Here is a 15,035-nt window from a genome sequence, read left to right as displayed (position 1 = left end):
CTGAAGCGGACGATTCCCGGCGGGCACATCAGGCTGCGGTTCGCCGACCCCGCCGCCTACCGCGCGGCGGCGAGCGCGCTGCGCGACGTGACGCGGCACGACGAGGCGCTGACGGTGCGGGTCCCCAGCGACGGCAGCCAGCGCGAGCTGCGCGCCGTCCTCGACTGGCTGGACGCCGCGGGCGTCGAGGCGGACGAGCTGACCGTGCACACCCCCGATCTCGACGATGTGTTCTTCGCCCTGACCGGCGGCGGACCCAAGGAGGCAGTCCGATGAGCAACCTCGCCCTCGCCGTACGCGACTCGTCCACGATGCTGCGCCGCAACCTCCTGCACGCCCGGCGCTACCCGTCCCTCACCCTGAACGTCCTGCTGACGCCGATCGTCCTGCTGCTGCTCTTCGTCTACATCTTCGGCGACACGATGAGCGCGGGCATGGGCGGCGGCGACGCCGACCGTGCCGCGTACATCGCGTATCTCGTGCCCGGCATCCTGCTGATGACCATCGGCGGCACGCTCGTCGGTACGGCCGTGTCCGTCGCGCTCGACATGACCGAGGGCATCGTGGCGCGGTTCCGGACGATGGCGATCCACCGGGGCTCGGTCCTCATCGGACACGTGCTCGGGAGCGTGCTGCGCTCGGTCCTCAGTGTGATCGTCGTGGGCGCGGTGGCGGTCGCGATCGGCTTCCGTTCGACCGGCGCCACGCCTCTGGAGTGGCTCGCGGCGCTCGTGCTGCTCGCGCTGGTCGCCCTCGCGCTCACCTGGGTCGCGGTCGGCCTGGGCCTGGTCAGCGCGAACCCCGAGGCGGCGGGGAACAACGCGACGCCGCTGATCGTCCTGCCCTTCCTCTCCAGCGCGTTCGTGCCGGTCGACGCGATGCCGGGCTGGTTCCGGCCGGTCGCCGAATACCAGCCCTTCACCCCGGCCATCGAGACCCTGCGCGGCCTCCTCCTGGGCACCGGCATCGGCAACGACGGCTGGCTCGCCCTCGCCTGGTGCGCCGCCCTCGCGGCCCTCGGCTACCTCTGGTCGAGGTCGCTGTTCGACCGCGAACCGCGCTGAGAAAAAATTCCGGCGGGAATTCCGGCGGGAATTCCGGCGGGGATGTCGAGAACCCGCGTCCCGCTCCGTCCCCGGTGTGAAACGCGGCCAGAATGGGCCGCACCCGCACCGAGGTGCAGGACACGCCGGCCGAGGCGCTCCGCGTGTGGCCGTCGTCGGCGGTCGCGCTCATGCTGGGCGCCGTCGGCGGGCTGACCACCGATCTCGCCGTCGAGGCCATCCACCGCGCCCGGCAGCTCGCCGCCGCGCTCGACCACCCCGAGGTCGCGGGGCTGCTCACGCTGATGCTGCTCCACCACGCCCGCCGCGCCGCCCGCACCGCGCTGCACGCCGACGCGCGGCGGGCGGAGGAGACGGACTGGGCGCAGATCGTGGAGTGGTACGACGAGCTGGTACGGCTGACCGACAGCCCGGTCGTACGGCTCAACCGCGCGGTGACCGTCGGCGAGGCGGACGGGCCGCCCGCCTCTGCGGCCAACGCGCGACGCCCACATGACCGGGCCGGCCAACGGCGGGGCGCTCAAGGGGCGTCCGGCGTAGGGAGCAGGGCGCGGGCCGCTTCGTGGAGGGCGTCGGGGGTGAGGAGGGCGTACTCCGCGTGGGCGGTGGTGTAGGCGTCGGGGTCGGCGGCGCGGGCCGCTCGGCGGGCTCGGGTGGCGGACATCGTGGGGTGGAACTCGCGGGGCGGGTGGAGGTGTTCGGCGAGGGCGAGCATGCGTACGGGGGCGGTGTCGCCGGAGGGGAGGCCGGCCGTGCCCAGGGCGTGCAGGACGGTGCCGAGGACGGGGAGGGGCGTGGCGGCGCCGGGGGAGAGCAGGGCGCGCAGATGTAGCCGTAGGGCGTCGATCGTGGGCTGGACGAGGTCGGTGCGCCCGGCGTGGGCGTGGGCCGTGACCGCCGCCGACTGGATGCCCAGGGCCCAGGGGTCGAGCAACGAGCCGCCGCGTAGCCGTTCGACGGCCTCGCGCCAGAGCCGGAGCCCGGTCTCCGTACGGCCGCGGGCGAGGGCGATCTCGGCGCGCGCGCCGGGGTCGGGGCTGTAGAAGGCGCCCGTCTGCGCGGCGGCGGTGCCCTCCGCGTGGCGCAGCCAGCGCTCGGCCTCGTCGGGGTCGCCGCGCTGGAGGCAGGCGAGGGCGAGGCCCTGGTGGATGCCGCTGTAGTCGTGCTCTTCGCCGAGCCGGGGCAACAGGGCGTGTGCCGCCTGGAGATGGGCGTACGCGTCGTCGCCGCGCGCCCTCTGGAGGCACAGCTCGCTCATGCGGGCGTGGGCCATGACCCGGAGGGCCGGGATGTCGACGGGCTCCAGCGCGGCGACCATCCGGCGGGCGGCGGCGAGGGCGCGGCCGGGCGCGTGCTCGTACGTCCAGATGTACGTCGCGACGCACTCGGCGATGCCCGCGACGAGGGGGTGCGCGTCGGCGCAGAGCGCGTGCAGCACCTCGTAGCCGGGCGGGCGCATCTCGGGGATCGCGGCGAGCACCTTCGCGGTGGCGCGCGCCGGGGTGTCGGGCGGGGCCGGGGGCAGCCGCCGGAGGGTGACGAGCTGCCGCGTCGCGCGCGGGCCGTGGTCCATGAAGAGGCTCGCGGTGCACAGTACGGCGGCGGCGCGCGCCGCCTCGACGTACGCGGGCTCCGGACGGTAGTGCGAGAGCGGCGGGCCGGTGTCGGCGGCGAGCGCGACGAGGCGCGGGTAGTCGAGGTCCGTGGACCACAGGGCGGCGAGGACGGCGGTGACGGAGGCGAGGGACGCGCCGTCCGTACGGGCCCGGGCGTGCCGCAGGGCCAGTACGAGGTTGTCCTGCTCGGCCCTGATCCGCTCCCACGCGGCGAGCGGATCGGGGCCCACGAGCACGTCGTAGTGCGCGAGCCCGAACTCCCGTGCCCAGGCGAGGAACCGGGCGACGGCCTCCTCGTCCTCGCCCGCCTCGGCACGCCGGGCCGCGCCGAACTCCCGTACGGTCTCCAGCATCCGGTACCGCACGCTCCCGGACGGGCCGTCGGCGACGGTGAGCAGCGACTGGTCGGCCGCCTGCTCCAGCAGGGGCAGCGCGTCCCCGCCCAGCATGTGCGCGGCGGCCTCGCCGGAGAAGCCGCCGGGGAAGGCGGACAGCGTGCGCAGCGCCGCCCTGGCGTCCTCCGCGAGGAGGTTCCAGCTCCACTCGACGACCGCGTGCAGCGTCCGGTGCCGCTCCGGCACGTCGCGCGGGCCGCCGCGCAGCAGCGCGAACCGGTCGGCGAGCCGCCGGGCGATCTCCGGCACGGACAGGGCCCGTACGCGCGCCGCCGCCAGCTCCACGGCGAGCGGCAGCCCGTCGAGGTGGCCGCACACCTCGGCGACCGCGTCCGGCGGCAGTTCGACGCCGGGCCGCGCCGCCCGCGCCCGCTGGACGAACAGCTCGGCGGTGGTGCCGGGCCCGAGCCCGGGCAGCGCGTACACCGCCTCCGAGGTGAGGCCCAGCGGGGCCCGGCTGGTGGCGAGGACCCGCAGCTCCTCGGAGGCGGAGGCCGAGACCAGCGCCCGGACCAGCGCCGCCGCGCCCGCCACCACGTGCTCGCAGTTGTCCAGCACCAGCAGCGCGGGACCCGGACCGAGCGCGCTCCGCACGGCCGCCACCGGGTCGCCCGGCGCACGCCCGGCCAGCGCGCCGGGCCGCGCGCCCCGTCCCTCTCCCGCGCCGAGCGCGGAGGCCACCTCGGCGGCCACGTCCCCGTCCGCCGTGACCCCGGCGAGCGGCACGAAGTGGACGGCCCGCCGCCCGGCCCGGCGGCTGACGGCGTGCGCGAGGCGCGTCTTGCCGAGGCCGCCGGTGCCGACGACGGTGACGGCGCGCGAGGCGCGCAGCAGCTCCTCGACCGCGGCGATGTCCGCGTCCCGCCCCAGCAGCGGATTCGGCTCGTGCGGCACGCCGTGCCGGGCCACGGGCGGCTCGTCGCGCAGCAGTTCGCGCTGGACGGCACGGAGCCCGGCACCCGGCTCCGTGCCGAGCGCTTCGCGCAGCTCGCGGCGGTACGCCTCGTACCGCGTCAGCGCCGCGGACGGGCCCCGCGTCGCCGCCTCGGCGCGCAGCAACCCGGCCAGCACCTCCTCGTCGCGCGGGTGCGCGGCGGCGACGCCGGCGAGCGGCCCGGCCGCCTCCGCGTACCGCCCCAGCTCCGCGAGCGCGAGCGCCCGCGCCCGCACGAGCGCGTCCCGTACGGGCGTACGCGCGGCACGCAGCGCGCCCACGGGCCCGTCGGTCTCGTCTCCGTCTCTGTCGCCGCAGCCGTCGCCGCCGTCTCGGCCGCCTCCGTCCACCGGCCCGTCCCACAGCGCGAGCCCCTCCTCGGCCTCGGCCAGCGCTGCCGCGTGGTCCCCGGCCCTGGCCCGCTCCGCGCAGGCGGCGGCGCGCAGGAGGAGCGCGGAGCTGTCGACCCGGTCCTCGGCGAGGGCGAGCCGGTAGCCGTTCGGCGTGCGTACGACGGCCTCGGCGCCGAGCAGCGCCCGTGCCCGGGAGACGAGGATCTGCAGGGCCTTGTTCGGCCGTTCCGGCAACGCGTCCCGCCCCGCGTCCGGCCACAGCCCCTCCACCAGCCGCCCGGTGCCGCACCCGGCACGCGGCTCCTCCGCGAGCAGGGCGAGCAGGCCGCGGAGACGTGGCGCGGTGATCTCCTGACCGCGCCACGCGACACGCGACAGCAGGGCCAGCTCGACGACGGACACGGGAGCACCCTAGAGCGTTCCGGCGGATCTTGGTCGCCCTCTTCCATGGCTGCTGGGCAGGGGCTGCGCCCTCCCGCCTGTCGCAGGCCGCGAGTCGTGAGCGGTCGCTCGCGCAGTTCCCCGCGCCCCTGACGGGGCGCCCTTTCGTGGCCCCTCCCGGCCGTCAGGACGGGGTGCGGAGGAGGGGGAGGGTCTTCGGGGTGAGGGGGCGGGGGGCCTCGGACGGGTCGATGAGGAGGACGTCGCAGGGCGCGGCGTGCGTGAGCGCCGCGGTGAAGCCGCCGTCCGCGAACTGGGCGACGGGGCCGCGCGGCGAGCGGCCGACGGCGACCGTACGGGCACGCACGTCCGCGGCGTGCCGCGCCAGGGCGCGCCCCGCGGCGGCGTGGTCGCCGACGCTGGTGAGGATCTGCCCGGTCGCGGGGACACCGCGCGCGGCGAGCCGGTCGAGGTGGGCGGTGACGGCGGCGCGCGCCGCGTCGGACTCCTCGGTCTCGACGGCCTGTTCCTCGACGACGGCGGTCTGCTGGACGTGGACGACCTCCAGCGGGCTGTCCGTGTCACGGGCCAGCCGCGCCGCCGCGTCCACGATGCCCTCGGCGCGCTCGTGGGCGCCGACGGCGACGAGGACCGGCGGCTTCGCCCCGGTGGCCGGTGCCGCCTCACCGACCGGGGTGAGGGAGGGCCCGACGGGCGGCCCCTGCTCCGGGCGTTCCTCCGCGCGGCGCAGCAGTCCGTGCCCGCTGGCCAGTACGGGGATCGCGAGGAGGAAGGTCGCCGCGCCGAGGTAGAAGGGAACGCCGAGGTCGGTCGCGTCGGCGAGCTTGCCCGCGACGTACGGGGCGAGGCCGCCGCCGATGAAGCGCAGGAAGCCGTACGCGGAGGAGGCCACCGGACGTTCGACCGGCGAGACGAGCATGACGGCCTGGGTGGTGAGCGTGTTGTTGATGCCGATGAACGCGCCGGAGACGATGACCGCCACGATCACCGTCGACGGCGTGTCCACGCCCGCGGCGATCACGGCCATCACGACGCCGAGCCCGAGCAGGTTCGCGTAGAGCACGGGCGCCGTGCCCCAGCGGGCCTGGAGGCGCGGGGCGAAGAAGACGCTGAAGGCCGCCACCAGCAGGCCCCACGCGGTGAAGACGAGCCCGAGCTGATGGGCGTCCAGTTCCATCGGGTACGGCGCGTACCCGAGCATCGTGAAGAAGCCCCAGTTGTAGAGCAGCGCCATGATGCCCATCGTCAGCAGCCCGCGGTGGCGCAGCGCCTTGAGCGGGGCGATCGGTGACGTACGGCGTTCGGGCTTCGGGAGGGACGGGACGAACGCGAGCGTGGCGACGAGCGCGATCGCCATCAGCACGGCGACGCCGAAGAACGGGCCGCGCCAGCTCATCGCGCCCAGCTCGCCGCCGAGCAGCGGGCCCACGGCGATGCCGAGGCCGAGCGCCGTCTCGTAGAGGATGATCGCGCCGCCGATGCCGCCGCTCGCCGAGGCGACGATGACGGCGAGGGAGGTCGCGATGAACAGCGCGTTGCCCAGGCCCCACCCGGCGCGGAAGCCGACGATGCCGTTGATCGAGCCGGAGGCCCCGGCGAGTGCGGAGAAGACGACGATGACGGAGAGGCCGGTGACGAGGGTGGGTTTGGCGCCGAAGCGGCTGGAGAACCAGCCGACGATCAGCATCGCCACGGCCGTCACGATCAGATAGCTGCTGAAGAGGAGGGAGACCTGGCTGGGCGTGGCGTCCAGGTTCTCGGCCAGGGCGGGGAGGATCGGGTCGACGAGGCCGATGCCCATGAACGAGATCACGCAGGCGAAGGCCACCACCCAGACGGCCTTGGGCTGCTTGAAGGGGCTCGCGGCCTTTCCGCGCGGCGCACTCATGCGTGCATGATGCATTTACATGTACGGTGAAACAAGTGCCCCCTCGCCGGGCGGACCCGACGAGGGGGAGGGACGGGGACGGACCGGCGCGTACGGTCAGTCGGCGTGCTCGGCCAGCACCTCCCGCAGGCGCGCGGCGAACGCCTCCGGCTCGCCCTGCTGCCCGTACTCGCCGCCCAGGAAGCCCCCGTGGTGGCTGGGGAAGACCGCGAGCGGGAGGCCGAGGCGCTCCGCGACGGCCGCCCCGGCGCGGGCGGCCAGCTCGCCCTCCGACTCCTTGCCCGCCGCGACGACGAGCCGCGTGGACGCGGCGGAGAGCGCGGCGAAGTCCGGTGCGTAGCAGCAGCAGCCGCGGATGTTCTGGCTGAGCAGCGGATCGTCCCGCGTGCCGTCGTCCTCGACCGGCAGCCCGAAGGCGGCGGGGTCCGGCGCGGGCTGCTCCGCGTACGTGTCCGGCAGCGGGCCCTGCTGGATGCTGAGCGCGATGAACTTGGCCATGGCCGGGCCCATGCCCTCGCGCCGGTACGTCGCGTGGATGTCCTCGACGGCGGCGAGCGCCTGCGCGCTGTCCGGCACGGTCCGCGCCAGCGGCGGCTCGTGCGCGACGGCGATCCGGACGAGACCGGGGTGGCGCGCGATGAGCGCCAGCGCGTTCACGGCGCCGCCGCTGCTCGCGAACAGGTCGACGGGGCCGGTGCCGAGCGCCTCGATCACCCGGCGCAGATCCTCGGCGTGGTCGTCCGGCGACCACTCGGCGACGCCCTTCGCGGCGTCCGCCGCGGCGCTCCCGGTCAGCGTCGAACGCCCGGTCCCGCGCGGGTCGTACGTGACGACGACCCGGTCGGCGAAGTGCCCGGCCAGGGACACGAAGCCGGCCGCGTCCATCGGCGAACCGATCAGCATCAGCGGCGGGCTGTCCGGTCCGGCGTCCTCCAGGTCACCCCGGACGTCGTAACGCAGGGTCACGTCGGACAGTTCCAGCGTGTGGGTCGCGGGCTCGGCGCTCATGAGGTCTCCTCGGTGAATAGGCTCCGAGAAGTAGACCGCCGCCCCCACCGTTTCTCATCGCTCCGCCCCACGAAATCTCCGCTCCACCCCCACGAGTTCGTCCCGCACCTGCGCGGCACTCGGCGTACCCGCAGGGGTCAGCTCATGCGGAGGGCCAGGAAGAAGTCCAGCTTGTCTTCCAGGCGGGAGAGGTCGCGGCCGGTGAGCTGCTCGATACGGCTGACCCGGTAGCGGAGCGTATTGACGTGGAGGTGGAGGCGCGCGGCGCAGCGCGTCCAGGAGCCGTCGGCGGAGAGGAACGCCTCCAGCGTGGGGACGAGTTCGGCGCGATGCTTGCTGTCGTACTCGCGGAGCGGATCCAGCAGGCGGGCCGTGAAGGCGCGGCGGACGTCGTCGGGGACGAAGGGCAGCAGCAGGACGTGCGACGCCAGCTCCTCGTGCCCGGCGGCGCTCACCGCGCCGGGGCGGGCCGCGGCGACGCGGCGGGCGTGGCGCGCCTCCTCCAGCGCGCCGCGCAGCCCCTCCGCCGAGTGGACGGCGGCGCTGACGCCGAGGGTGAGCCGCCCGTCGTCCGCGAGGCCGCGTTCCATGGGGTCGCGGACGATGGCCAGCAGGCCCGCCGTGTCCAGGCCGGTGGCGCTCGCGGAGGACCCGGCGGGGTCGCCGCAGTCCTCGTCGGCGCACGCCGGGAGCGGGACCAGGGCCACCGCCTCCCCGTCCAGGTGGGCGACGGCGATGTGGTCGGAGCCCTCGGCGCCGGGCCCGACGAGGACCTCCTCCAGGAGGGACTGGGCGATGGCGCCGCCGTCCAGTTCCGTGCCCCCGGCGGCCGGGCCGGACGGCTGCCACTCGACGCGGGCCACGACGACCTGCCAGTGCGGGGCCGTGCCCAGGCCGGGCAGCAGGACGGGGGCCGCGACGCGCAGCCGGGCGGCGATCTCGGCGGGCGGCGCGCCCGTCTGGACCAGCTCCAGGACCTCGCGGGCGAGGCGGCGCCGGACCGTACGGGCCGCGTCGCGGCGGTCGCGTTCGACGGCGATGAGCTGGGTGACGCCCTGGAGCAGGTCCAGGCGCTCGGCGGGCCAGTCGCCCGTGTCGGCGGCGACGGCCAGCAGCCAGTCGGAGAGCACCGTCTCGCGCGGGTCGGCGGAGCCGTTGCCACGCACCGGGAAGAGCGAGTACGTCGTGCCGTCGGCGGTGACCCGGTGCGGGGTGCGCCGTCCCGTCCGTACGGCCGCGAGGTGCTCGCCCGCGAGCCGGGCGCCGACGGCGGGCGGCAGGGCGGGGCCCTCGCTGGGGCCCGCGACCTGGCGGCCGGTCGGCGAGAGCACCCACGCGGGCAGGTCCAGGTCCGAGCCGAGCAGGTCCAGGACGACGTCGGGGCCGCCCCCGCCGGGCCCGGAGGACATCAGGCGGCGGTGCCGGTCGACCACGGCCGCGAGGTCGCCCGCGCGCTCGGTGGAGACCTGCCGCACCACGTGCTCGGTGATCGTCGCGAAGGCCACCGCCTCCGTCACCGAGAACAGCGGCAGCCGGTGCCGCGCGCAGGCCGTCACCAGGTCCTCGGGGACCGGCCCCAGCTCGGCCGTGCCCGCCGCGAGCCCGGCGACACCGGCGGCGGCGAGGATGCGGACGAAGGGCTCGGAGTCCTCGGGCGCGTGGCGCCAGGCCAGGCCCGAGAGGACCAGCTCGCCGCCGGAGAGATATCGGCTGGGGTCGCGCAGGTCGGTGGTCATGACGCCGCGCACGGCACGGTCCAGCTCGTCCTCGCCGCCGAGGAGCCGCAGGCCCAGGTCGTCGTTCTCCAGGAGTGCGCGCAGCCGCATCGCGTCGTCGCCGCCGATCTTTCTGTCGTGAGAGGGGGTGCGGGGCCGGAGGAACCGGAGGAAGCCGTGTGGGCAGTGGTACCCGGCGTTCGTTCGAATCTACAAGACCCGATGCCCGACCAGCCAAACGCTTCATGTTTTCGGTGACTGCACCGCGCGGGGTACGTGTCTGTCTACTGAGCGGCATCCCTCGTCGCGTCCCGCACCACCACCGAGCCAGCGAGAAGAGACACCATGGAGTTCCTTCGACCGCGCACCTGGGAGGAGGCGCTCGCCGCCAAGGCCGAGCACCCCTCCGCCGTGCCCCTCGCGGGCGGTACCGACGTCATGGTCGAGATCAACTTCGACCACCGCCGGCCCACGCACCTGATGGACCTGAACCGGGTGCGCGATCTGTACGAGTGGGAGGTGGGGGAGGAGACGGTCCGGCTGGGGGCCTCCGTCCCGTACACGAAGATCATCGAGTGCCTCGCCGCGGAGCTGCCGGGCCTCGCACTGGCTTCGCACACCGTCGGCTCGCCGCAGATCCGGAACCGCGGCAGCGTCGGCGGCAACCTCGGCGCCGCCTCCCCCGCAGGGGACTCGCACCCCGCGCTGCTCGCAGCGGGCGCCGAGGTCGAGGCGGAGTCGGTGCGGGGCACCCGGTTCCTGTCCGTCGAGGACTTCTACACGGGCGTGAAGCGCAACGCGCTCGCCGAGGACGAGCTGATCAGGGCCGTCCACATCAGGAAGGCCGACGGGCCGCAGCAGTTCTCGAAGGTCGGCACGCGCAACGCGATGGTCATCGCCGTCTGCGCCTTCGGCCTGGCGCTGCACCCGGAGACCCGGACCGTGCGCACGGGCCTCGGCTCCGCCGCGCCGACGCCGCTGCGCGCCCGCGCCGCCGAGGACTTCCTCGGCGCGGCGCTGGAGGAGGGCGGCCACTGGGAGAGCGGCAGGCCGCCCGCGCCGTCCGTGGCCCGGCGGTTCGCCGAGCTGTGCTCGGGGGCCTGCGACCCCATCGACGACGTACGCGGCAGCGCCGCCTACCGCCGCCGAGCCGTCGGCGTCATGGCCCGCCGCACCCTCGGCTGGACCTGGGGCGCGTACGCGGAGAGGAGCACCCGATGCGCGTGACCTTCACCGTCAACGGACGCCGGCACGAGGCCGACGACGTATGGGAGGGCGAGTCCCTGCTGTACGTGCTGCGCGAGCGCCTCGGCCTGCCCGGCTCCAAGAACGCCTGCGAGCAGGGCGAGTGCGGCTCCTGCACGGTCCGCCTCGACGGCGAGTCCGTCTGCGCCTGCCTCGTCGCCGCGGGACAGGCCGAGGGCCGCGAGGTCGTCACCGTCGAGGGCCTGCCGGAGTACGCCCGGGAGCGGGACGGCGGAACGGGCGAACTCGCGCCCGTACAGCAGGCCTTCCTCGACGCGGGCGCCGTCCAGTGCGGCTTCTGCACCCCAGGGCTGCTCGTCGCCGCCGACGAACTGATCGAGCACAACCCGCACCCGTCCGACGCCGACATCCGCGAGGCGCTCTCCGGCAACCTGTGCCGCTGCACCGGCTACGAGAAGATCCTGGACGCCGTACGGCTCGCGGCGGCCCGCACAGAGGCGGGGGAGGCGGCCCGATGACGGCACAGACCTTCCGGCCCAGCCGCACCGGCGGCCGTATCGGCGAGGACGCGCCCCGCCCCGACGGCACGCTCAAGGTCACCGGCGAGTTCGCGTACTCCTCGGACATGTGGCACGAGGACATGCTGTGGGGCTGCACCCTGCGCAGCCCGCACGCGCACGCCGAGATCGTCTCCGTCGACGTCTCCGAGGCGCTCAGGCAGGCGGGCGTGCACGCCGTCCTCACCCACGACGACCTCCCGGCCGCCACGAAGAACTACGGCCTGGAGATCAAGGACACCCCCGCGCTCGCCCACGGCCGGGTGCGGCACCACGGCGAGCCCGTCGCGCTCGTCGCCGCCGACCACCCCGAGACGGCGCGGCGCGCCGCCGCGAAGATCCGCGTCGAGTACCGCGAACTGCCCGTCGTGCACGACGAGGAGAGCGCGGTCGCCGAGGACGCGCCGGTGCTCCACGAGGGACGGACGGATGACCACGCCGCCCACGTCCCGCACCCCAACATCGTCCACCGCCAGCCCGTCGTGCGCGGCGACGCGGACGCGGCGGCGGAGCGCGCCGATGTGATCGTGTCGGGCGAGTACGAGGTCGGGATGCAGGACCAGGCGTTCCTCGGCCCCGAGTCGGGGCTCGCCGTCCCGGCCGAGGACGGCGGCGTGGACCTCTACATCGCCACCCAGTGGCTGCACTCCGACCGCAAGCAGATCGCGCCCGTCCTCGGGCTGCCCGAGGAGAAGGTGCGGATGACGCTCTCGGGCGTCGGCGGCGCGTTCGGCGGGCGCGAGGACCTATCGATGCAGATCCACGCCTGCCTGCTCGCGCTGCGCACCGGCAAGCCCGTGAAGATGGTCTACAACCGCTTCGAGTCCTTCTTCGGGCACGTCCACCGCCACCCCGCCAGGCTCCGGTACGAGCACGGTGCGACGCGGGACGGCAAGCTCACCCACATGCGGTGCCGCATCGTCCTCGACGGCGGCGCCTACGCCTCCGCGTCCCCGGCGGTCGTCGGCAACGCGGCCTCCCTCAGCGCGGGCCCGTACGTCATCGACGACGTCGAGATCGAGGCCCTCGCGCTCTACACCAACAACCCGCCCTGTGGCGCCATGCGCGGCTTCGGCGCGGTCCAGGCCTGCTTCGCGTACGAGGCGCAGATGGACCGGCTCGCCGCCGAACTCGGCATGGACCCGGTCGAACTCCGTCGGCGCAACGCGATGTCGCAGGGCACCGTGATGCCCACCGGGCAGGAGGTCGACTCCCCGGCGCCGGTCGCGGAGATCCTGCGCCGCGTCAAGGCCCTGCCGCTGCCGCCGGAACGCCAGTGGGAGACCGGCGGCGGCGACGCGGACGTACGGGCGCTGCCCGGCGGGCTGTCCAACACCACCCACGGCGAGGGCGTCGTGCGCGGCGTCGGCTACGCGGTCGGCATCAAGAACGTCGGCTTCTCCGAGGGCTTCGACGACTACTCGACGGCCCGCGTCCGCCTGGAGGTCGTCGGCGGCGAGCCCGTCGCGCTCGTCCACACGGCCGCCGCCGAGGTCGGCCAGGGCGGCGTCACCGTCCACCAGCAGATCGCCCGCACCGAACTGGGCGTCACCCAGGTCACCATCCACCCCGCCGACACCACCGTCGGCTCCGCCGGATCGACGTCGGCCTCGCGCCAGACGTACGTCACCGGCGGCGCCGTCAAGCACGTGTGCGAGCTGGTGCGGGAGAAGGTCCTGGAGCGCGGGCGCGCCCGCTTCGGCACCTTCCACCCCGCGTGGCAGCGGGCCGGGCTCCGGCTGGAGGGCGGCAAGGTCGTCACCGACGGCGGCGAGGTCCTCGCCCCGCTGGCCGAGGTGCTCGGCGACGAGCCGGTCGAGGCGACCGACGAGTGGCGGCACCGCCCCACCGAGCCCTTCGACCTCCGCACGGGCCAGGGCTTCGGGCACGTCCAGTACTCGTTCGCCGCGCACCGCGCCGTCGTGGAGGTCGACACCGAGCTGGGCCTCGTCAAGGTCGTCGAGCTGGCGTGCGCCCAGGACGTCGGCAGGGCCATGAACCCCGACGCCGTCGTGGGCCAGATCCAGGGCGGCTCCGTGCAGGGCCTCGGCCTCGCCGTGATGGAGGAGATCGTGGTCGACCCGGAGGCGAAGGTCCGCAACCCGTCCTTCACCGACTATCTGATCCCCACCGTCCTCGACACGCCCACCATGCCCGTGGACGTGCTGGAGCTGGCGGACGAGCACGCCCCGTACGGGCTCCGGGGCGCCGGAGAGGCCCCCACCCTCTCGTCCACCCCCGCGGTCATGGCCGCGGTCCGCGCGGCGACGGGCCTCGCCCTCCGGCGGGTCCCCGTCCGTCCCGAACACATCGTGGAGGTCTGACCTGTAGCTCGTATGCGCACGAATCTCGGGCCGTCCCCCGGGTCGTGTGGTCCCCAACCCCCTCTGAAACTTGGGAGTCAGCACACATGACCCAGTACAAGGCTGAGCCGGTCACGTCCCCGGAGGACGCGGGCCACGGCTCCCGCGTCCCGGCCGGACGCGGCTGGCTCGACAGGTACTTCCACATCTCCGACAGAGGCTCGACGTACGGCCGCGAGGTGCGTGGCGGCATCACCACGTTCATGGCGATGGCGTACATCATCCTGCTCAACCCCGTCATCCTGTCGGTCCCCGACGTCGCGGGGCACAAGCTGGACGGCGGGCAGCTCACGACGGCGACCGCGTTCGCCGCCGCCGCGACGACGATCGTGATGGGCATCGTCGGCAACGTGCCCCTCGCCCTCGCGGCCGGACTCAGCGTCTCGGCGGTGATGGCCTTCCAAGTCGCCCCGGAGATGACCTGGGGCAACGCGATGGCCATGTGCCTGATCTACGGCGCCGTGATCATCCTGCTCGTCGTCACCGGTCTCCGCGAACTCATCATGAACGCGATACCGCTGGCCCTGAAGCACGCCATCACCATGGGCATCGGGCTCTTCGTCTGCCTCATCGGCCTCGTCCAGGCCGGGTTCGTGACCTCGATGCCGGGGCCCGGCGGCGTACCCGGCGAGAAGCCCATCCAGCTCGGCACCGCCGACCAGCTCACCGGCTGGCCCGTGCTGTGCTTCTCGTTCACCGTGCTGCTGATCTTCGCGCTCCAGGTGCGCAAGGTGCCGGGAGCGATCCTCATCGGCATCGTCGGCGGAACCGTGCTGGCGGCGCTGGTGCACCAGTTCGCGGACCTGACGAAGAAGGACTGGGGCGGCAGGAACGCGCCCGAGATCTCCGGGTCCCTCGTCTCCTCCCCGGACTTCGGGCTGTTCGGCGAGGTCTCGTTCAAGGGCATCGGGGACGTGGGCGCGATCACCGTCGGCGTCATCGTCTTCACGCTCGTCCTCGCCGGGTTCTTCGACGCGATCGGTACCATCATCGGCATCGGCCAGCAGGCCGGGCTCGCCGACGAGCAGGGCAAGATGCCCGGCCTGAACAAGGCCCTCGCCATCGACGGCGCGGGCGGGGTCGTCGGCGGCTTCGCCGGGGCCTCGGGCCAGACCGTCTTCGTCGAGTCGACGGCGGGTGTCGGCGACGGCGCCCGAACGGGCCTGGCCAGCGTCGTCACCGGACTGGGCTTCACCCTGTGCCTCTTCCTCACACCGCTGGCCCAGGTGATCCCGCCGCAGGTCGCGGCCGCCGCGCTCGTCGTCATCGGTGCCATGATGATGACGAACGCGATGCACATCGACTGGACGGACCCCGCGGTCTCGATCCCGGTCTTCCTGACGACGGTGCTGATGCCCTTCGCGTACTCGATCACGGCGGGCATCGCGGCCGGAGTCGTCGCCTACGTCCTCATCAAGGCGGTGCAGGGGCGCTGGCGCGAGCCGGGCTGGCTGATGTGGGTGCTGGCGGGAGTATTCCTGATCTACTTCGCGCTGAGTCCCATCGAGGGCTGGCTGGGCGCAAAGTAAGGAGC

At 74.4% G+C, this 15,035-nt stretch carries 9 protein-coding genes and 2 pseudogenes; 7 read left to right on the top strand and 4 right to left on the bottom strand.

Annotated features, from left to right (window positions below):
* The 3 genes and pseudogenes from ABD343_RS34940 to ABD343_RS41075 all read left to right on the top strand — a co-directional run.
* Nucleotides 1–276, top strand: a pseudogene (locus ABD343_RS34940) (ABC transporter); the annotation flags it as partial.
* A complete protein-coding gene (locus tag ABD343_RS34935; RefSeq protein ID WP_344534168.1) occupies nt 273–1,064 on the top strand; it encodes an ABC transporter permease in 792 nt (263 codons plus the stop codon). The pseudogene ABD343_RS34940 and the gene ABD343_RS34935, both read left to right, overlap by 4 nt.
* Nucleotides 1,065–1,264: 200 nt before the next feature.
* A pseudogene (locus ABD343_RS41075) lies at nt 1,265–1,678 on the top strand (DUF6596 domain-containing protein); the annotation flags it as partial.
* Here the strand turns inward: ABD343_RS41075 and ABD343_RS34925 are convergent.
* The 4 genes from ABD343_RS34925 to ABD343_RS34910 form a co-directional block, all read right to left on the bottom strand.
* Nucleotides 1,585–4,764 (bottom strand): ATP-binding protein, encoded by a 3,180-nt coding sequence (locus ABD343_RS34925; RefSeq protein ID WP_344534167.1) that lies wholly within the window; start codon nt 4,762–4,764, stop codon nt 1,585–1,587. The pseudogene ABD343_RS41075 and the gene ABD343_RS34925 sit on opposite strands and share 94 nt — an antisense overlap.
* A gap of 163 nt (nt 4,765–4,927) precedes the next feature.
* Nucleotides 4,928–6,652: an MFS transporter gene (locus tag ABD343_RS34920; protein ID WP_344534166.1), complete on the bottom strand. Its 1,725-nt coding sequence runs from the start codon at nt 6,650–6,652 to the stop codon at nt 4,928–4,930.
* A gap of 96 nt (nt 6,653–6,748) precedes the next feature.
* Nucleotides 6,749–7,660: an alpha/beta fold hydrolase gene (locus tag ABD343_RS34915; protein ID WP_344534165.1), complete on the bottom strand. Its 912-nt coding sequence runs from the start codon at nt 7,658–7,660 to the stop codon at nt 6,749–6,751.
* Nucleotides 7,661–7,797: 137 nt separating this feature from the next.
* On the bottom strand, nt 7,798–9,486 hold the full coding sequence (locus ABD343_RS34910) for a PucR family transcriptional regulator (protein ID WP_344534164.1): 1,689 nt from the start codon (nt 9,484–9,486) through the stop codon (nt 7,798–7,800).
* A 234-nt stretch (nt 9,487–9,720) separates the two neighbouring features.
* Here ABD343_RS34910 and ABD343_RS34905 point away from each other — a divergent pair, with 234 nt between their 5' ends.
* From ABD343_RS34905 to ABD343_RS34890, 4 genes are all read left to right on the top strand, one after another.
* A complete protein-coding gene (locus ABD343_RS34905; protein ID WP_344534163.1) occupies nt 9,721–10,602 on the top strand; it encodes an FAD binding domain-containing protein in 882 nt (293 codons plus the stop codon).
* The gene (locus tag ABD343_RS34900) at nt 10,593–11,099 is read left to right on the top strand and encodes a (2Fe-2S)-binding protein (RefSeq protein ID WP_344534162.1); all 507 of its coding nucleotides are present in this window, start codon (nt 10,593–10,595) and stop codon (nt 11,097–11,099) included. Before ABD343_RS34905 ends, ABD343_RS34900 begins: the two co-directional genes overlap by 10 nt.
* Nucleotides 11,096–13,462, top strand: coding sequence for a xanthine dehydrogenase subunit D (pucD, locus tag ABD343_RS34895; RefSeq protein WP_344534161.1), 2,367 nt, complete (start codon nt 11,096–11,098; stop codon nt 13,460–13,462). The genes ABD343_RS34900 and pucD overlap by 4 nt, the downstream gene beginning before the upstream one ends.
* Before the next feature lie 86 nt (nt 13,463–13,548).
* Nucleotides 13,549–15,030: an NCS2 family permease gene (locus ABD343_RS34890; RefSeq protein WP_344534160.1), complete on the top strand. Its 1,482-nt coding sequence runs from the start codon at nt 13,549–13,551 to the stop codon at nt 15,028–15,030.
* Nucleotides 15,031–15,035: the final 5 nt, after the last annotated feature.

It is taken from the genome of Streptomyces albiaxialis, from assembly GCF_039530985.1.
GTDB lineage: Bacteria > Actinomycetota > Actinomycetes > Streptomycetales > Streptomycetaceae > Streptomyces > Streptomyces albiaxialis.
The sequence above is the reverse complement of the archived record's forward strand: the minus strand, read 5'-3'. Positions and strand labels throughout refer to the sequence as shown.